Source organism: Hyphomicrobium sp. (assembly GCF_036262015.1).
Taxonomy (GTDB): Bacteria; Pseudomonadota; Alphaproteobacteria; order Rhizobiales; family Hyphomicrobiaceae; genus Hyphomicrobium_C.
Window position 1 is genome coordinate 835,955 of the sequence record NZ_DATAJR010000008.1, and the last position, 18,936, is coordinate 854,890.

The window sequence follows — 18,936 nt, forward strand, 5'->3', positions numbered from 1 at the left end:
AGATTGGCTCCAAACCGTGATTGCTACCTTTTAGGCTCGAAGAGCAGTTAAGGAAATGACCCGGATCAAGCTCTGAGGTGGAGGGGACTTGCTGCATCATGGCAAATCAAACTCGGCGACGAGCGGCGCGTGAAACGAGCCGGCCTCGTGCCTTGTTTTTCCATAACCAACGAGCTCATCGCCTAGTGTTTCGTTGTGCACGTTGATGGCCTGGAAGCGCGCGAGTGCTGGCCGATTGACGAGAATATGGTCGAGCATTTGCGGGCGCCCATGGTGCAGCGCGCTGAACCGGCGGTCTAGAGGAAGCGATCGATCAAGTATGACGAGCGCACGTGCTGCGAGCAGCCCGTTGCCCGTATCCTCCTCTGCGCCGACGAGGATCTTCAGCGGGGTTTCATGATCCTCGGCGTTGAAATCGCCTGCGACGATGATGATGCGATCGCAATCGGCATCCATCAGGTCGTCGACCGCGAGCCGGGCTTCCAAAGCCTGCGCCGTGCGCTTCCACGCCGCCAATGCATAGCCTTCGGCCCATCCGGCGACGGACTTCCATACGAAAGCACTCTCCTTCTGGCCGGCGATCGGCGAAGCGAGTGGGGCACGAAAATGCACGTTGACGACTGTCAGCGTTCGCCCCGCATCAAACTCGATCTCGGCGATTAGAATTGGTCGTTCGAATGCAAATTGCCTTGCTTCCTTCTCCGCGGGTACGGCGGTAATGGCGCGGTAGCTTAGCGGCGCAACCAGCGTGTTTCGCACGGAGTGAAAGTTCGTTATCGGCCATCGCGACAGGATCACTAGGTTGTGGACGTCGGCGACGCCCGCTCCGTCTGGCGCGAGCGTTGTCGCGCGGGCAAAGGACTGATAGCGGGTGCCTTCAAGCAGTTTGTCGAGTGCGGTCAGCGAACGTTGGCTGGTGCCGGGGCGGTGCTGCCCGTTGATTTCCTGCAGGCACAGAATATCGGCCTTGAGCCGCTCAAGCTGGGGCCTCAACAAAGGAATACGGTCCTCAAGCGCGACAGTCGCCTTGGGCGGCACATCCAGGCTGTCGATGTTGAAAGTGGCCACTCTCATCGCTCGCCAATTTCCCTGCGGTTCCGTCAGCGAGTGGGGTGGCCGCGCGCGACCTGGATCAGTTGGTTCATGAACTCATACGTTGACGATACGTCCGGGCTCTTTCTGGCCATAACTCCTTGATGTCTGACGGAAGTTGGCCGATGACCTGAGATATCTCGCCGGGATCGCAATGGTGGGCGACGAGGGAAAACACGTCCATGACTGCCCTCTCGGCGGCGATGGGGCGTGGCAACAGCTTCATCGTCACGGCATCGAGAAACTTCTGTTTGGAGCGTATGCGCTCCGGTGTTCGCGTCGGGCGCCAGCCTTCGTAATAGATGCCGCGCAGGATCGTCGGAAGCTGCGCCCCGAGACCGACTGCTTCTTCGGGCGTCAGACGGTCGCGAAGCTGATGCAGGACGGCGCGCAATGTGCTCAGCGCGGCAGCCTCGTCATCGAGATTGGCATTGTCGCGCAGTTCCTTCAGCCACTCCTGCGCCTGCTGCACTGTATGGGCTATCGTCGCGGGCACTGTCATCTGACGCTCCTTTTTTTGCGCTAAGGGCCGGAGAGTTATGTGCCCCTCCGGTCCTTGCATCCGGTCTTTCGAGATCAGGCTGCCTTCTTGCCTTGAGCCGGCAAAGCCTCACCCGTGATCGCGATTTTTTTGCTCTTCTTCTTTGCGTCGGCGGGTTTCGGCAGAGTAAGCGTCAACACGCCATTCCGGAACGTCGCGTGCACTTTGTCAGGGTCGACGTCGAAAGGCAGGGCCATTGTCCGCTCAAAAGAACCGTATGAACGCTCCATGCGCCGGAATGAACGGCCTTTTTCATCCTTCTTCTCGTCGATCTCCGATCGCTTCTCGCCTTTGATCGTCAATTCGTCGCCGGTGACGGTGACATCGATATTCTTTTCGTCAACGCCGGGAAGCTCCGCGGTGACTTGCAGCTCATTCTCGGTTTCGCTGACATTGACCCGCGGCCAGAAGTCGGTGTGGCTCCGGGCCAGGTCTGGAAGTCTGAACTCGGGTGCCCAGCTTTGGAAGAGATCATCGATGTCCTTCCTGAACGCCTTGAGGGGATGCTCATCCTCTTGCCAGAGGCGGGGAAGCAATGGACGTGTCGTCATGGGTTTGTCTCCTTGCTCTCAGGTTGGTGGTTCACAGGTTGAAGCAGTGGAGCCGGTCATCTGGACAAGCTCAAACGTGATGGGCGGAGACCGCTGCCATGACCTCTCCGGCCAGCTCGCGCGACGCGGCGTGCGAGACATCGCCGAGGCTCAGCATCCCGACTATGCGCTTGTTTTCGTTGAGCACTGGCAGGCGCCGGATCTTCTTCTGCTCCATGATCCGAAGGGCATCCGCGAGATCTTCCGCCTCGCTGCAGTACACAATGCCTTCGCTCATAATATCGCGCGCTGTGAGCGTCGAAAAGTCCTTGGAGCCGGCAACGCCGCGGCAAGCTATGTCACGATCGGTGAGCATACCGACAAGACGATCATTTTCGCCGATGGGGATTGCTCCGACGTCGAGCTGCTGCATTAGCTTGGCTACTTTTGAAACCGGAGTCGCCGAGTCTACCCACTCGGCACCTCTGTGCATCGCGTCTTTCACTTTCATGTCGTGTACTCCTCGAGATCGCGTTCAGCGATAGTGGCGGTTTCCTCCCTCTGCTAATCCCCCCACGAGGCGCGATCGTGCGCATTGATGCAAGTCAAAGTCTGCGCCGTTCCCGCGTCTGCTTGTAGGCATGTTGGGTTTGGCCAACATGTTTCAATGGAGAGCCGGGCCTGACCTGGATCAAAAGACGGCCGTGATAGTAACTTCCGATCCCGTTGATATTCAATTTCAGGGAGGGGGACACGATGGCTTCGGCTGCCTCTCAGGCTAAACGTCCATCGTTTATCGAGCTGTTTACACCGAAGCTCGTCAGCCTCTTGCGAGAAGGCTACGGGTGGGCCGACTTTCGGGCTGATGCCATTGCCGGCCTCACGGTCGCCATCGTCGCGTTACCGTTGTCGATGGCCATCGCCATCGGATCAGGTCTGTCACCGGACAAGGGCCTCTACACAGCCGTTGTGGGCGGTTTCCTCGTTTCCGCGCTCGGAGGCAGCCGGTTTCAGATCGGTGGACCTGCCGGCGCCTTTATCGTCCTCATCGCCAGCATCGTAGAAAGGCAGGGCTACGATGGCCTCGTGCTGGCGACCCTTCTGGCCGGGTTGATGATGATCTGCATCGGCCTCATGCGCCTCGGCACGTATATCAAATACATTCCGTTTCCCGTCACCGTCGGCTTTACGGCTGGCATTGCCGTCATCATCTTTGCGAGCCAGATGAAGGAGCTTCTGGGGCTCGATATGGTTAAGGAGCCGGCAGCGCTGTTGCCGAAGCTCGCTGCAATCGGGGCCAATCTCGATACCGTCAATCCACAAGCGGTGCTTCTTGCGGTGTTGGGGATCACGATCATCATTGGTCTGCGCCGTGTGCGGCCGAAGTGGCCCGGCCTTCTGATCGCGGTGACGGCGACAGCTTTCCTAACGTGGTTGTTCGGCCTCGACGTTGCCACCATCGGCTCTCGCTTCGGAGGAGTGCCGAATGCGCCGCCGATTCCGTCGCTCCCGGCGTTCGATATCGCGAAGCTCAGGGCGGTGTTTCCAGATGCCGTCGCCATCGCGCTTCTCGGCGCGATCGAGTCGCTGCTTTCCGCTGTCGTCGCTGATGGAATGACGGGCCGGAAGCATCGCTCGAATTGCGAGCTCGTGGCGCAAGGCGTGGCCAATATGGCGGCCGTCAGTTTTGGCGGGATGTGCGTCACTGGCACGATCGCGCGCACGGCGACGAATGTACGGGCCGGGGCTCGCAGCCCTGTGTCGGGAATGCTGCATGCCGTTTATGTGTTGCTGTTCATGCTGGTGGCGGCGCCGCTTGCGAGCTTCATCCCGCTTGCCGCTCTCGGAGCGGTCCTTGCCGTCGTCGCCTGGAACATGGCGGAGAAGGAAGAATTCGTACGCCTGATGCGCGCTTCGTGGGGCGATGCCACTGTTTTGCTCGCGACTTTTATGCTGACCATTTTCGATGATCTCACCACCGCCATTGGCGTCGGTGTTACACTCGGCGCATTCCTCGTGCTGCACCGGTTGGCAGAGGCGGTCGAGATCGAAGGCGGCGGCCAACTTATCGCGGAAGACCAAGCCGATACGACGGGCCCGGAGCGCACCGCTTACGACCCGCAGCGGCTCGAGAGCGATGTCATGGTCTACCGCATCAGCGGCGCCTTCTTCTTCGGTGCGAGTGCGACGGTAAGTGCAGTCCTCGACCGTATCGGCGAGCATCCCCGCGTGTTCGTGCTCGATTTCGCCGATGTGCCGCTGGTGGACAGCACGGCTGCGAAGGGGCTCGAGGGCTTCGTCCACAAACTCACTCGCTCCGGGACTCAAGTCTGGTTTGCCGGCGTCCGCCGAGGCGTGCGCCGCACGCTGTTGACGGCCGGCCTTAGGCCCCCACTCGTGCGATACGCAGCCGCTCCTGAGGATGCCGTAGCGCTGGCCCGAGCTGATCGTAGGCCGGACGTTTGTTGAATGCTTTGCTGGCGTCCGCAAAGGCGCGATGGGCTGTTGACGGCTCACCCGGTCGCCGCTTGCTCATAAATGTCTTCCTCCTGCGCGTTGTGGAGGCGCACGAGAGACTCGATGGATTCGATGACGCGCTGCGCATCTCGGATCAGATACCGGTCAGTTTCCTCCGCCTTTAAACCTTTCCCAATCCGACCGAGAAGCCGGCTGAGGTGGAGTATTTCCCGGTGTGCGCGGCTCATTGCTGCTAGACCGTGCTTGTCCTGAAGTGCTTCAGCTAGACGCGGATAGACGCCGCTCTCGTCTTGTCGTTCATGCGCCACGATGTCATGGGAGACGATGCTATCCGCCTCCACGATCAGCGCGACGGCGTTTTCCGAAGTCGCGTCGTCCAAGGCATCGGCAATCTCACGCAGTCGATCGAGCGCAGGCCCGAGGTCTTGATGTTCTTGATGCAATGCGAGGGCGACATCGGGCGTTATGACTGCGCGTTTCACTTTCCAGGGCGGGCCCAGGGCACGAAGGGCGTTGAGGATCACGGCGACGTCGATAGCCTCCTGCGTCAGCGCACCGGCCACAGGCTTTAGCCAACCGAAGGCTGCGGCGATCATGGCCACTCCTGACAAGGCCATTCCGACAGCGATGCTCTGAAGAGCTATTGAGCGTGTGCGGCGCGCGATGACCACCGCATCCGTAACGCGGTCCAGCCGATCGACGAGAATGACCACGTCTGCGGCCTCGGACGAGGCGCTGGCCCCAGCGGCACCCATCGCGATGCCAACGTCGGCTGCGGCGAGAGCCGGTGCGTCGTTGATGCCATCCCCCACCATGACGGTGGGATGAAGCCTTTGCTCGACAGCAACGGCTTCGACCTTGTCGGAGGGGACACGCTCGGCAAGCACGGCATCGAGATCAAGGGCCGCTCCTATGGTCTCCGCCGCATCAGCCCGATCGCCAGTAACCATGACAATTCGAGATACGCCAGCGCTGCGAAGCGTCTGTACGGCGCGCGGCGTTTCGCGCCGCAATTCGTCCGCGAGAAGAATCGCGCCGATCAGCCGCCCGTCGATGGAGACAAAGATACTCAGCGCCGATCGCCAAGATGCGCGCCGCAGGGCGCGCGTAGCCCAAGCGGGGGGATGACCTGGGCCGCAGACAAGTTGGTAGGAGCCCACCTTGATCCGCTTGCCGCCAACGCTGCCCTCGAGCCCCGAACCCATGAATTCGCGAGCATGTTCTGGCGGCTCGAGCGCAAGTCCCCTGGAGCGAGCAGCCGCGACAACGGCAGCGGCTACAACGTGATGCGAGGCCTGCTCAAGCGATGCCGCAAGCCTCAGGACGTTCTCGGCATTCTCGCCTGGGGCCGTCTCGATCGCGACGAGACGGGCGCCGCCGACCGTCAATGTCCCGGTTTTGTCCAACAAAACCGTGTGCGCTCGCGCGAGGGCTTCGAGCGGACCACCGCCTTTTATCAGAATGCCCAGGCGGGCGGCCCGAGACACGCCGGCAATGAACGCCACTGGCGCAGCAAGGATCAAAGGGCAGGGGGTCGAGGCCACCAACACGGCCAATCCGCGAATGGGGTCCCCCGAGAAGATCCACGCCGCCCCGGCCAGAAGAAGTGTGACTGGCAGCAGCAGGAGTGCGTATCGGTCGGCAAGACGAATGAACGGAGCCTTGGCCGTCTGAGCAGCGGTCACCAGGCGAACAATGCCGGCATAGGTGCTTTCACCCGCGCGGGTGGTGGCGCGCATGGCGAAGGTATCGCCCGCATTGAGGGCGCCGCTGCGGGCAATCTCGCCCTTGGTGCGCGTTATGGGAATAGGCTCTCCGGTCAGCGCCGACTCGTCCAGGACGGCCTGGGCTTGGACGATGGCGCCATCGACCGGAATAACCTCGCCAGCCCGCACCAAGATCACGTCTCCAACCGCAACGTCTTCGAGTGGGATGTCCGCGACGGATGTGCCATCGCTGCGGTGCGCTACCCGGGGGACGCGATCCACCAGGAGTCGCAAGTCCCGCTCTGCGCGAGCCACGGCAAAATCCTCAAGCAGGTTGCCGCCCGCGTACATCACGGCAACGACGGCACCTGCGAGATTTTCTCCGAGCAAAAGAGCTGCCGTCATTGAAACGAATGCGACGGCGTCGACGCCGAGCCTGCCAGCCAGAAGGTCGCGGACAATGGAAACGGCGAGGGCAACCACGACCGGGATCGTTCCTGCGGCCCAGATCCAGCTCGCTATGGAGTCGCGTCCGACCAACCAGGCAAACGTACCGAAAATCAGCGCTCCGAGGGCGGCTCCGCTCAGCACCCTGCGCATGATACGATCCGATATCAATCTCGCCATGCTACCCTCATGTCGCGTCGGACGGATGCGACCCGTCGGGCAAGGACGCTCTAGACGACGGTTCCGAACAGGGCGCCGATCCCCGCTGTCAGCGCCATTGCGAGCGCACCCCAGAAGGTCACCCGCAGGGTCGCTCGCAAAACGTCAGCGCCGCCCGCCTTCGCCCCGATGGCGCCGAGAAGCCCTAAAAACACCAGGGAGGCGCCGGACACGAGCGGAACAAGCAGGTGGGCAGGCGAGATGACCACCATGAGCAGCGGCAATGCCGCGCCGACTGAGAACGTTGCGGCGGACGTGAGGGCCGCCTGCACCGGACGGGCCGTCGTGATTTCGGATATTCCGAGCTCATCGCGGGCGTGCGCACCAAGAGCGTCCTTCGCCATCAGTTGATCGGCGACTTTGAGCGCCAGCTCGTGGTCGACGCCGCGTGCAACATAGATCTGAGCCAGCTCTTCGCGCTCGAAGTCGCCATCTTCGCTGAGTTCCTTGCGCTCGCGCGCGAGATCGGCACGCTCCGTATCGGATTGCGAACTGACGGAGACATATTCACCGGCGGCCATGGACATGGCGCCAGCGACCAGCCCCGCCACGCCTGCAATCAAGATATCGCCCGACTTGGCAGCCGCTGAGGCAACGCCAACAATGAGGCTCGCCGTCGAGACGATGCCGTCGTTAGCTCCGAGCACGGCCGCCCGGAGCCATCCGATACGGGTGACGAGATGATTTTCGCGATGCAAGCGAAGTCTGCTCATTGTTCCCCCCATCCTGGCCCCCGCCTGAAGGACCAACGTCACTGTGGCCTCTTCCGACCCGTTACCATTGACTTCACAAGGTTCTCGCCATGCTCGACACTCGCTACGATGACCCCCAGAACGTGGAGTGCGATCAGAACCAGCATGATGTTGGCGAGCGCCTCGTGCACCTCCTCCAATGCCTTGGAAGTCGCGTAGGCGTCCGTGGTCATGACAATGCCCGTGCCGCAGAGTGCTGACAATATCAGAAGCAGGGCCACCACCATGGCGCCCCCCGCAGGATTGTGGCCGAGGTAGCGCGGCGCCTCGAGATGCGTTGACTGCTTGAGAAAGGTCAGGACCGCGCGAGGGCTTCTGACGAAGCTCGTGAAACGGGCGTTCTCCGATCCGATAAACCCCCAGACGATGCGTATCGCGAGCAATGCCGCTATCGCATAGCCGGCCCAGATATGAAGCCGCTCAATTTCGTCCCCGGTCAGGTAGGCGATCGCAAAGAGCGTAACGAGACTCCAATGGAAGATCCTCACGAACGGATCCCAGACCTTGACATTTGCAGGCAGAGGTTCGCGGCCGGCAGCTCTTACATTGTCCATGGTGGTCATGGCATTTCTCTTTCTCGGGTCAGCTTTCCAGGTCGACGCGCTTGCCATTTGAAATTGGCGTTGCGCGGGAACTATTCGCCTCTACGCATGACAATGACCTGACAGCCGGAGTCAGCAGCCTGTAGGATTGGCCCGGGATCGCAATTGTGGACCTACTGTTTTTGAGCGTATTGACGATGATCAACGACCGCGCCGCTCCACGGAGATAGTCTGAAACGATTTATGGAGGTCCGTCATGAGACAGCGCTTTTCCTCTTTCCTCGTTTCGATCCTTCTCATCGCTTCCGCGGCGCCTGCTCTGGCGCAGCAGCCCGGCATGGACATGAAAGGCCCCGGCGGGATGATGATGGGGCGCGGCGGCATGATGGGCGGCCACGGTGATATGATGATGCCGGGCATGATGGGCGGCCGGGATTGCCCGATGATGGGCATGATGCAGCAGGGCGGCGCAGGCCCGATGCATATCGAAGGGCGTCTTGCCTTTCTCGTAGCCGAGCTCGGCATCACCGACGCGCAAAAGGACGCTTGGACAGCCTATGCCGCAGCGCTGCGCAAGAACCTGGACGGCATGCGAAGCATGCATGTCGACATGATGAAGGCGATGGAGACCGGGAATCCCGTCGACCGCTTGAATGCCCGCATATCCGCGATGGAGAGCCGTTTGAATGCTCTACGCGAGATGAAGCCGGCGCTCGAGCAATTCTATGCAACCCTAAATGCAGATCAAAAGGCAAAGGCCGATCAGCTTCTGACCGGAATGGGGTGCATGACTTGAAAGCACGTCACGCAATGAGCGCAGCGAGCTAGGCTGTTAGCCGCAGGGTCACGTTGAGGAGCGTGACGTCCCCAGGATCCACCTCGACGCGGAATCCCAGCTCGCGGCACATGTCGATCATGGGCGTATTCTCAGTCAGGACTTGGCCATAGAGTTCCTCGAGGCGTTCTGCACGCGAATAGGCGATGAGGTGCTGCATGATCTGCCAGCCGATCCCTCGGCCTTTAAGGTCGGAGCGCACGAGAACGGCATATTCGGCGCGCCTGTAGTCTGGATCCGCAATAAGGCGCGCGACGCCGAGAAGTTCGCCGGTCTTCGAGAGAGCGACGAACGCCATTTCGCGCGCGTAATCGATTTGCGTCAGCCGCGCCAGAAAGCGATGCGAGCGCTCTGGAGCCGATGTGAAGAACCGCATCGTGAGGTCCTCGCTGCTCACATTTGCGAAGAAGTGCTCGTAGAGGCGTTCGTCTTCAGGACGCACAGGGCGAATGAGGAAGGGGCCAATATTGGGCAACTCGAAGTCTTTTTCCCAAGCTGAAGGATAGGGCCGGATCGCCATCGGCCGGCGCGGAGATTTCGTCTCGTCCTCGACCCGCATCCGCGCATCCACGGCGATACAACCGGTCTCGTCGGCCAACAGCGGGTTGATGTCGAGTTCGCGGAGTTCGGGATGGTTGGCAACGAGCGCGCTTGCACGCACCAACACACCTGCGATGGCATCGAGATCGGCCCTTGGGCGATTGCGGTAGCCGTCGAGCAGGCGGCTGATGCGGGTATGGCGCATGGCGTCGCGTGCCAGCTTGAGATCCAGCGGCGGCAAGGCGTGCACCGTATCCTTGATGACCTCGACGGCCGTACCGCCGGCCCCGAATAGCATCGTCGGGCCGAACGTGGCGTCCTCGCTCATGCCGACGATCAGTTCGTGCGCATCAGGCCGTTCGATCATTGGCTCGACGGCCCATCCCTGGATGCGTGCGTGGGGCAGTTTTGCGGCGATCGTGTCCGCCATGGTGCAGGCGGCGTCGCGCGCTTCCTTGGCACTCGTGATGCCAAGGCGCACGCCGCCGACATCCGACTTGTGCGAGATGTCGCCGGAGTGAATTTTGACGACGCAGGCGCGATGTTGCGTGAGAATACTGCGCGCCGTGGCCTCGACGGCATCGGGGTCGGGACAGATCGTGGTTTCGGCGACCGGAATCCCATACGCGGCGAGCACCGCTTTGGCCTCGTGTTCGGTCAGCATCGTCCGGCCTTGAGCGAGCGCTCTGGCGATCACGTCTTTCGCGCGGTCGCGGTCGAATACCAGTTCGAGCGGAGTAGCGGGTGGCGTCTGCATCAGCTCGTCCTGGGAGCGCCGGTAGCGCACCAGATGCATGAAGCCGTCGATTGCAGACGCGGGGGTCTCAAACGTCGGGATGCGTGCAGCCGTGAAGCGCCGCCGGCCTTCTTCGGCTGCTCCATCGCCCAGCCAGTTCGTCAGGACGACCTTGCCGGAGTGCTCCTCCTGCCGGTTGTTCGAGACAGCCGTGAGCACTGCGTCGGCAGCGGTTTCGCTGGACGCCAGCGCGGTGGGGCAATTGATGACGAGGATCGCGTCGGAGGCTTTGTCGTCGAGGGCCGCTTCCATCGCCGCCGCGTAGCGGTCCGGGCCGGCATCGCCGATGATGTCGATGGGATTTCCTTTTGACCACGTCTTCGGCAATACCGCATCGAGAGCGTCACGCGTGTCCTGTGAGATGTCGGCCAGCTTGCCGTCAAAATCGGCGAGGCGGTCTGCCGCAAGTACGCCGGCGCCGCCTCCGTTGGTGAGGATGATGAGGCGTTCGCCCGCGAGCTTCGGAGCGAAGGACAGCATGGCTGCCGCCTCGAACAAACCATCGAGGTCGCTGACGCGCACGAGGCCCGCGCGTCGAAACGCGGCGTCGTAGACGGCGTCCGAGCCAGATAGTGCGCCGGTATGGGAGCGGGCGGCCTTGGCGCCAGCCGCGTGCCTTCCGGATTTGAGCGCGATCACAGGTTTGGCGCGCGCCGCACGCCGCGCGGCAGACATGAACTTGGCCGCATGTGTGACCTGCTCGACATAGAGCAGGATCGCTTTGCTGTCGGGATCTCCGGCCAGAAAGTCCAACGCGTCGCCGAAGTCGACGTCGGCCATCTCGCCCATCGAGACGACTTTCGAGAAGCCGATGCCGCGACCTTCCGCCCAATCGATGATGGCCGTCACCAGGGCGCCGGACTGGGACAGGAAGGCGAGATCGCCGTTGGGCGGCATGCGTTGAGCGAAGCTGGCGTTTATGCCGAGGCGCGGCAGGATGATGCCGACACCGTTGGGCCCGAGAATACGCAGGCAGGCCTGGCGCGAGGCTTCGAGCATGCGGCTGCGGAGGGCATCGTCAACGCCTGCCGTTATGACAACGACGGCCTTGGTGCCGAGCGATGCCAGTTCGGAGATGATGTCTGAGATCGTTGCCGGTGGGGTGGCAATCACTGCGAGGTCCGGTACGCCAGGAAGCTTCGACGCTGACGGATAACAAGCGACGCCGTCGATCGCGGCGTGACGCGGGTTGACCAGCCAGACGTCGCCCGAAAATCCTCCGCTCCGAAGGTTGGACGCGATGATGCGGCCGACGCTGCCGGGCTTGGGGCTCGCGCCGATGAGCGCGATCGAGGCCGGCGAGAACATGTATTCGAGATTGCGGATGGTCATGATCAGTTCCGAATGCAAGCGGACGGTTTGTTAGCGGCTTTCAGCCGGAATGCGGTCTCGCGCTTTCCCCGCTCTCCAACTTTTTCCCGAATAGAAGGATTGCAGTAAGCGGTACAACGAGACCAATAGCCATCACGGCCCCGAGAAGCAGCGGCAGGCTCTCATAAGCCCCGCGATCGATGACGAAAACTTGGTTGAGATACTTTGTCTGTAGGGCGGCGGCGACAAGGGCGAGGTTCATCAGCGATCCCATGAGCGCGAACCAAGTGGCTCGCCGCTTCTGCGGCGCATAGATAGCGCAGAGCGTGAGGAGGGGGATCATGCTGAGCTGGAGGAACGGCGATGACGCGGCGGTGTCTATGATGGCGATCGTTCGGGCACCGAAGCCAAACGTTGCCTCTGTCCATCCGCTGATGCCGAGCGTCAGCGCAAGGCTCGGCAACGAGAGAATGGTTGCGACGATGGTCAACCAGAACAAGACGACGGGAATAGGTCTCCCCGTAATGGAATCGGAAAAAAGCCACGTACCGATGAGCGCGAGCAAAGCGCCGATCTGGTTCAACGTACCCTGAAATGCTTCGTCGAAGCCCAGGATTTCAATCGTGAACCACGTGTAGCCCTGGCCAACGAGAGGTGTGGCTCGAAATGCAAAGATGATGATGACCGCATAGAAGACTGTTTTCTGGATCTGTCGATCAAGGTCGCCAACGACACGCCAGAGCATAGCCGAGACAACCGCCATCGAGACGACAAAGACGATTTCCTGGCTGTAAGGAACGCCGCCTATCGCCATCGCCAGGACACCGGCGCCAAAGGCCAATCCTCCGCCCAAGATGCGCCAGTCCACGGGGCGCGTTTCGCTGCTGTCGATCTGGACCAACAAAGCACCCGATACGGAGATAGCCGGAATGACAAGGCCGCAGAGAAATACGGTGGTGTAGGAAAACACGCTTGCGAGCCAGCCGCCGAGACCTGCCACCACGACGAGGCCAAGCGAAAGTGCGAGCCGGCCCAAGACCTGGACCATTGCGAGGTCACGATTGATATCTTTGGGGGCTCGCGGGGAGCCGTCCGGGTTCTCCCGATCGACGACTTCGGCGCTCATTGCATCGGCGGCGACGTCTTGGAGAACAACTCCAACGACGCTGAGAAACGACCCAATGCGATATAGGTCGTCGGGCGGCGCAAAGGTGAACCAGCCGCCGGCTGCTCCAGCGAGCGTCAGAAGTCCCAGGGCAACGAGCACGCCGCCGATCACGACATAGGACTGACGCTGCGAGCCGAAGATCGGAACGGCATCGACTAACTCGCCGAACACCATCTTGATGGTCCAGGGAAGTGTGAGCCAAACACTTAAGGCCGCGAGTTCGGACGGCGTCAACGTCAGCGATGACTTGATCCAGAAGCTCTCGGCGATGGTGATGATGCCGAGCGCGCCATAGGCGAAGTAGACCATCAGAAGCGGGAGATACCGCAGGCGAAACGCCCGGATCGGGGTCAGGAGCGCTTTCTCCAGCTTCTCCCAAAGCCGGTCGATTTCTGTCCAACTCGTCTCGGTCATATGCGCCATTTTCCGATCGTTGACGGAAGGTTATAGACAGTGAAAGGTGCGAAGCGTGTTGGAAATTCGTACATAAACCGGGGGCGGTGAGATGGGCTCAGTGGGCGGGGAAGCGGTTTCTCTCAAACGATCGTTAGGTCTTCCGCTTACTGTTCTCTATGGCCTTGGCGTGACGATCGGGGCGGGAATCTATGTCCTTGTAGGCGCTACGGCCGCTCGCGCAGGATTTCACGCTCCACTCTCGTTCATTATCGCCGCTCTGGTCATGGCGCCCTCCGCCGCCACGTTCGCTGAGCTTGCCTCGCGCCTGCCAACAAGTGCGGGCGAGGCCGCGTACGTCAAGGAGGGCTTCCAATCTGATCGGCTCGCGCTGGTCGTAGGATTGATGGTTGCCGCAATCGGCATCATTTCGGCGGCCGCCATTGCGCGAGGGAGTGCCGGCTATATCCGCGAGTTCCTAGATTGGCCCTTCGATTTGATCGTGCTGCTGGTGATCCTTTCGATGGGAGCCATCGCGGCGTGGGGTATCGTCGAGTCCGTGGCGTTCGCTGGGGTCATGACGCTGATCGAGGTCGGTGGGCTCCTGATCATCATTGTCCTCGCCGCCGTCACCGTTCCCGATCTCGGATCCCGGCTTCCTGAAGCATGGCCGGGATTGTCGAATGCCAATGCGTGGAGCGGCGTCTTGGGTGCGTCCCTGATCGCGTTCTTTGCCTTCACAGGCTTCGAGGGGCTCGCAAATATCGCGGAGGAAGTGAAGTCTCCTGGCTGGACCATTCCGCGCGCGATCTTGATCACGCTTGTTCTCACCACTCTGCTTTATGTGCTGGTTGTTTGGGTGGCGCTCAACGTTATCCCTCACGACGAACTTGGCACGGACGGCGCTCCGCTGTCTCGCGTGTTCGAGCGGTTGACCGGGACTGCCCCCTTCGCCTTCAGCGCAATCGCAATTCTCGCGACCGTGAATGGCGTTGTGATCTATATCGTGATGTCTTCGCGCGTGATCTACGGCCTCGCCAGCCGAGGGCTTTTGCCCAGAAAGATTGCCCATGTCAGCCCATACACCCGCACGCCGTTGATCGCGACCGGTCTGGTCATCTCCGCAGTTGTCCTTCTCGGCCTTGCGTTTCCTATCGAGGGGCTTGCCGAGATGACTTCGAGGCTCACGCTCATCGTTTTCGTGTTCGTAAATAGCGCGTTGATCGCAATCAAACGGCGCGGCATTCCGGCTCCCGCGAATGCTTACGTCGCTCCGAATTGGGTTCCGGTCGTGGGGCTCGTCACGAGCATCTGTCTGCTTCTCAGCGAAGCACTTTCGTGAAGGGCGCGACAACTCGAGAACGCGAGCAATCGGCGGGGATTTCCAGGTTTTCGAGTTTTTGCTGGTGGCCCTTCACGGCTCGGATCCGCCGGTCTCCTTGAGGGTCATGATGTAGGCGGCTAGATCGGCGATTTCCGCGCGGGTCAAGGGAACGGCAATCATCGGTGGGTGCGGAATGACAATGCGTCCGGCGATGGTTTCCATCGACTGACCAGGTTTGTTGGCAATGGCGGGGAAGCTCGGAACGTCAGTAGCGACGGAGCTCGGTTGCTTGCTTACCACATGGCATGCGACGCACACGCGCTCTGCCAATGCGCGACCGATCTCGGGATCGGCCTTGGGTGTGGATGGGGAAGCAGCGAGACTTGGATTGGCAAATGGAAACGTAAAGATAAACGCAATGGCGCTGTACGGCTTCATTGAGCCCTCCGCAGTCAAAACCCCTATCAATATCTCGTTACGCTATTAAGACCTGCCGCGCGGGGCGGCGCAGCAAAACATTTTGTAAGCTTACGGACGTGGGTTTTCCGGTATGATGCCGCGGCTTATTGCCGGAGAGAAGATCACACCAGAAACCGGCTGAGGTTGATCTGGATCAGTCACGCCGATCGGGAAGGGCGAAGGAGGGCATGATGCGCAATTCCGTCGATTTATTGGCGGTGTTGACCGTATTGATCGCCGGGGCCGCGAGCCCGGCAGTGTCCGCTGAGGACAGCGGGAAGGTGCTGCTCGAGGGGAGATGCGGCCGGTGCCACGCCGTGAGCGCCGGAGTGAAAAGCCCACTCGGCAATGCGCCAAATCTTTGGGACATCCTTCGCTTTTATCCGCCGGACCAGCTTGAATTCGAGCTTGCCGAAGGGATGGGGTCGAAGCATCGGGAGATGCCGCAAATCCAGTTCACATCAGAGGAAATTGCGAGCGTACAAAACTATCTCGCGAGCGAATGAGTGGCTTCCGGCTTCGTCTAATGACGGATTGAGGTCCGGAACGTCGCGGAACGCCATCCCCTAATTTTGCATTGGCTTGATTTCTCGCAAAGCAAGGCCATTCGATTTTGTTTCAATTGTAGCCTCGAAGGAGAGGTCGCTATGAAACACACAAAAACGTGGTTTCTGGTCGCTGATGCGGGGCGTGCCCGGGTCTTAGAGCAGACTGGCGCCGAGAATAAACTGTCGGTGGTGGCGGGGCTCGACTTCGACCATTCGGTTCCAAAGTCGAGCGACGTAGTTCGGGATAGCCTGCCGCGTACGTTCGACTCTACTGGTCCAGGCCGTCATGCCATTGCGCCGAAGTCCGATCCGCACCGCTCGGAGAAGCTGCAGTTCGCAAAAGAATTGGCGCATGTTCTCGACGCCAGACTCGCCAACCGGTCCTACGATCGGTTGGTGATCGTTGCGCCCCCTCAGATGATGGGAGACCTCCGTTCGCACCTATCTGAAGCCGTCAGGAGCCATGTTCAGCGCGAGCTGGTCCTCGATCTTGCGCACGCATCGATATCGGAGATCGCCCAGCGGGTCGCCGAGTCTTGATCGCCTGTTTGAAGCGTGAATGGGATGAATTGGGCTAGGCTCGCTCGTCGATCCGCCGAACCTTCTGGCAGCAGGCCGGGCGCAACGGCGTCACATCGCTTTTGGCAAGAGGCGTTCGACAGCAGCCTGGCGCACCGGCGATGGGGCCTCAGTGAGGCGGAAGCCGCTCGTAGGCTGCTGCACGTTGGCCCGAACGATGTGCTGGAAAAGCGCGTGCAGCCGTTATGGCGCGCTGTGTTCGACCGGGTTGCAAATCCGCTCATCGTGATCCTGCTGTTTGCAAGTGCGCTGTCAGCTTGGACCGGCGACCGGGTGAGCTTCGTCACCATCGTCGCAATCATCTCGTTGAGTGTCGTTCTTGACGTTGCTCAGCACCGACGCGCGTTGCACGCCGTCGATGCATTGCGCCGCAGCGTTGGGCTCAAGGCGAATGTCATAAGAGATGGCAGGCCGCACAAAGTCCCTGTTGAGAGCCTCGTGCCTGGAGATGTGGTGCAGCTGTCTCCGGGCGATATCGTGCCCGCCGACTGTCGTTTGCTCCAGGTCGAAAATCTTTACGTCAATCAAAGTCTGCTGACAGGCGAGGCCTTTCCGGTCGCGAAACATGCGCGGGATGCCGTGGACTCCAGCAGCGCGGTCGACGCATTGAATGCAGTCTTTGCGGGCACATCTGTTATCAGTGGCAGCGCAACCGCGTTGGTCTGCGAGACCGGGTTGAGGACGGAGCTCGGCGCAGTCGCGGGATCGTTGTCGGAACGACGGCCGATCGATGCCTTTGAACGGGGCATCCAGGACTTCGGGCTGCTCATGATGCGCCTGACGATGTTCCTCGTGCTCTTCGTTCTAGCTGTAAACGCGTTTTCCGGCAGGCCGTGGCTCGAGACCCTCATTTTCGCGCTGGCACTTGCAGTCGGCCTCACGCCTGAGCTGCTGCCGATGGTGCTCACTGTTACGCTGGCAACGGGTGCGCGCCGTCTGGCAGAGCGCCGCGTGATCGTGAAACGCCTCGCCTCGATCCACGATCTTGGCGCCATGGATATTCTCTGCACCGATAAAACAGGGACTTTGACGAAGGCGGATGTGGCGCTGTCCCAGTATGCCGACGCGGCGGGACAGCCCGATCCGCGGATATTCGAACTTGCGTATCTCAACAGCAGCTTCTCTGGCGGCATTTCGAGCCCTCTCGACGCGGCCATTGTCAATCACAAGAGCGTTGACACCTCGTCATGGACGAAGATCGGTGAGTGCCCGTTTGACTTCGAGAGACGGCGTGTATCCGTTTTGCTTGAACGCGGCGCCGAAAGGTTGCTGATCGTGAAGGGCGCTCCTGAAGATGTTCTGTCGCTGTCGACAGATCTCATTCGGGGCGACGAGGCACCCGTCCATTTGGATCCCGATACGAGGCAGCGCCTCATGGCGGAGTTCAACCGCCTGGGTGAGGAAGGGTTTCGAGTGCTCGCGGTCGCGACACGGCCGCTTTCCAAGAAAGAGACGGATGTCCGAGCGCACGAAAACAATCTTGCGTTTGCTGGTTTTCTTGCGTTCGTTGACCCTCCAAAAGCGGACGCGGGGCTGGCGATCAACGATCTTGCGAGGGCAGGCGTCGCGGTAAAGATTCTGACGGGCGATAATGAGCGGATCACGCTGCATCTCTGCCGTGAGCTGGGCATCGAGGTTGCCGGGGTGCTTACGGGGGTCCAAGTCAATGCCTTGAGCGATGAGGCTCTTAGGGCGCGCCTTGCCGCTACGACGGTATTCTGCAGGGTTATGCCGCAACAGAAGGCGAGGATCATCAGAGCCTTCAGGCAGGACGGCCGCGTCGTAGGTTTTCTTGGCGACGGGATCAACGACGCCTCCGGGCTCAATGCCGCTGATGTCGGCATTTCGGTTGATACGGCTGCGGACGTGGCGAAAGAGGCTGCAGACTTGGTCTTGCTGGACAGAAGTCTCGGCGTCGTCCTGGACGGTATTCACGAGGGTCGCCGCACAGTCGAAAACGTCACGAAGTACATCCTGATGGGTGCCAGTTCCAACTTGGGCAACATGGTTTCCATGGCAGGCGCCGCACTCTTTCTGCCTTTCCTGCCGATGCTGCCCATGCAGGTGCTGCTCAACAATTTGCTCTACGATCTGTCCGAGGCCGGCGTTCCGTTCGACAACGTCGATCCAGAGACAGTTAAGCGGCCGATGCGGTGGGATCTGGGTTTGATAAAGCGCTTCATGTTGGTGCTGGGGCCGCTCAGTTCGTTGTTTGATTTCTTTGTATTCTGGGCGCTTCTGACCCTCTTCAATGCGAACGAAGCAATTTTCCAAACCGGCTGGTTCGTGGAGTCGCTCGCAACGCAGACCCTCGTGGTTCTCGTTATCCGAACTCGTCGTCGTCCATGGAACAGTCGGCCCCATGGACTGCTTGCTGGTCTCTCCATTGGAGCCGCCGTGGCCGGTATGGTCCTGCCCTGGACACCGTTTGGCGCACTGTTCGGGCTCAGGGAACTGCCGCCCCTGTTCTACCTGCTGCTCGTCGGCATTTTGGCTGTTTACCTAGCCTCCGTGGAATTCACGAAGCAGGCCTTGTTCAAAAACGGCACCCGGGAAAACGTGCAGCCGGGTCAATCAGATGATGCTATTAGAATAGCTTAAGAGAAGTTACGTGGCGCCGACTGCACGTTGCCTTATGTTTGTGGTGTTTTGACTGTGATCAAATGAGGAACTGGG

General features: G+C 60.7%; 16 protein-coding genes. 6 read left to right on the forward strand and 10 right to left on the reverse strand.

Annotated features, from left to right (window positions below):
• Positions 1 to 96 precede the first annotated feature (96 nt).
• The 4 genes from VHO05_RS12440 to VHO05_RS12455 all read right to left on the reverse strand — a co-directional run bounded on the left by VHO05_RS12440 (position 97) and on the right by VHO05_RS12455 (position 2,674).
• A complete protein-coding gene (locus VHO05_RS12440; protein WP_329646895.1) occupies positions 97 to 1,068 on the reverse strand; it encodes an endonuclease/exonuclease/phosphatase family protein in 972 nt (323 codons plus the stop codon).
• A 73-nt stretch (positions 1,069 to 1,141) separates the two neighbouring features.
• The gene (locus VHO05_RS12445) at positions 1,142 to 1,594 is read right to left on the reverse strand and encodes a DUF2267 domain-containing protein (RefSeq protein ID WP_329646896.1); all 453 of its coding nucleotides are present in this window, start codon (positions 1,592 to 1,594) and stop codon (positions 1,142 to 1,144) included.
• 74 nt (positions 1,595 to 1,668) lie between these two features.
• Positions 1,669 to 2,184, reverse strand: coding sequence for an Hsp20/alpha crystallin family protein (locus VHO05_RS12450; protein WP_329646897.1), 516 nt, complete (start codon positions 2,182 to 2,184; stop codon positions 1,669 to 1,671).
• 70 nt (positions 2,185 to 2,254) lie between these two features.
• Entirely contained in the window at positions 2,255 to 2,674 is a 420-nt protein-coding gene (locus VHO05_RS12455; protein ID WP_329646898.1) for a CBS domain-containing protein, read from the reverse strand.
• 245 nt (positions 2,675 to 2,919) lie between these two features.
• Here VHO05_RS12455 and VHO05_RS12460 point away from each other — a divergent pair, with 245 nt between their 5' ends.
• Positions 2,920 to 4,632 (forward strand): SulP family inorganic anion transporter, encoded by a 1,713-nt coding sequence (locus VHO05_RS12460; RefSeq protein WP_329646899.1) that lies wholly within the window; start codon positions 2,920 to 2,922, stop codon positions 4,630 to 4,632.
• Between the two features lie 44 nt (positions 4,633 to 4,676).
• On the opposite strand, the gene VHO05_RS12465 is transcribed toward VHO05_RS12460, so the two are convergent.
• From VHO05_RS12465 to VHO05_RS12475, 3 genes are read right to left on the reverse strand one after another with little or no spacing between them, the layout of a single operon-like run.
• A complete protein-coding gene (locus VHO05_RS12465; protein ID WP_329646900.1) occupies positions 4,677 to 6,974 on the reverse strand; it encodes a heavy metal translocating P-type ATPase in 2,298 nt (765 codons plus the stop codon).
• Between the two features lie 50 nt (positions 6,975 to 7,024).
• The gene (locus VHO05_RS12470) at positions 7,025 to 7,726 is read right to left on the reverse strand and encodes a VIT family protein (RefSeq protein ID WP_329646901.1); all 702 of its coding nucleotides are present in this window, start codon (positions 7,724 to 7,726) and stop codon (positions 7,025 to 7,027) included.
• A gap of 38 nt (positions 7,727 to 7,764) precedes the next feature.
• Positions 7,765 to 8,328 (reverse strand): cytochrome b/b6 domain-containing protein, encoded by a 564-nt coding sequence (locus VHO05_RS12475; RefSeq protein WP_329646902.1) that lies wholly within the window; start codon positions 8,326 to 8,328, stop codon positions 7,765 to 7,767.
• 235 nt (positions 8,329 to 8,563) lie between these two features.
• Between VHO05_RS12475 and VHO05_RS12480 the strand changes: the two genes are divergently transcribed.
• Entirely contained in the window at positions 8,564 to 9,103 is a 540-nt protein-coding gene (locus VHO05_RS12480; protein ID WP_329646903.1) for a Spy/CpxP family protein refolding chaperone, read from the forward strand.
• 28 nt (positions 9,104 to 9,131) lie between these two features.
• Here the strand turns inward: VHO05_RS12480 and VHO05_RS12485 are convergent, their stop codons facing one another.
• Entirely contained in the window at positions 9,132 to 11,810 is a 2,679-nt protein-coding gene (locus VHO05_RS12485) for a bifunctional acetate--CoA ligase family protein/GNAT family N-acetyltransferase (protein ID WP_329646904.1), read from the reverse strand.
• A 40-nt stretch (positions 11,811 to 11,850) separates the two neighbouring features.
• A complete protein-coding gene (locus tag VHO05_RS12490) occupies positions 11,851 to 13,371 on the reverse strand; it encodes a hypothetical protein (RefSeq protein ID WP_329646905.1) in 1,521 nt (506 codons plus the stop codon).
• 91 nt (positions 13,372 to 13,462) lie between these two features.
• Between VHO05_RS12490 and VHO05_RS12495 the strand changes: the two genes are divergently transcribed.
• Positions 13,463 to 14,692, forward strand: a complete 1,230-nt coding sequence (locus VHO05_RS12495; RefSeq protein ID WP_329646906.1) for an APC family permease — start codon at positions 13,463 to 13,465, stop codon at positions 14,690 to 14,692.
• A gap of 72 nt (positions 14,693 to 14,764) precedes the next feature.
• Here VHO05_RS12495 and VHO05_RS12500 read toward each other — a convergent pair whose 3' ends face one another.
• Positions 14,765 to 15,112 (reverse strand): cytochrome c, encoded by a 348-nt coding sequence (locus VHO05_RS12500; protein WP_329646907.1) that lies wholly within the window; start codon positions 15,110 to 15,112, stop codon positions 14,765 to 14,767.
• Positions 15,113 to 15,324: 212 nt separating this feature from the next.
• Here VHO05_RS12500 and VHO05_RS12505 point away from each other — a divergent pair, with 212 nt between their 5' ends.
• From VHO05_RS12505 to mgtA, 3 genes are all read left to right on the forward strand, one after another.
• Entirely contained in the window at positions 15,325 to 15,639 is a 315-nt protein-coding gene (locus VHO05_RS12505; RefSeq protein WP_329646908.1) for a cytochrome c, read from the forward strand.
• A gap of 141 nt (positions 15,640 to 15,780) precedes the next feature.
• The gene (locus VHO05_RS12510; protein WP_329646909.1) at positions 15,781 to 16,221 is read left to right on the forward strand and encodes a host attachment protein; all 441 of its coding nucleotides are present in this window, start codon (positions 15,781 to 15,783) and stop codon (positions 16,219 to 16,221) included.
• A 24-nt stretch (positions 16,222 to 16,245) separates the two neighbouring features.
• A complete protein-coding gene (gene mgtA / locus VHO05_RS12515) occupies positions 16,246 to 18,861 on the forward strand; it encodes a magnesium-translocating P-type ATPase (RefSeq protein WP_329646910.1) in 2,616 nt (871 codons plus the stop codon).
• Positions 18,862 to 18,936: the final 75 nt, after the last annotated feature.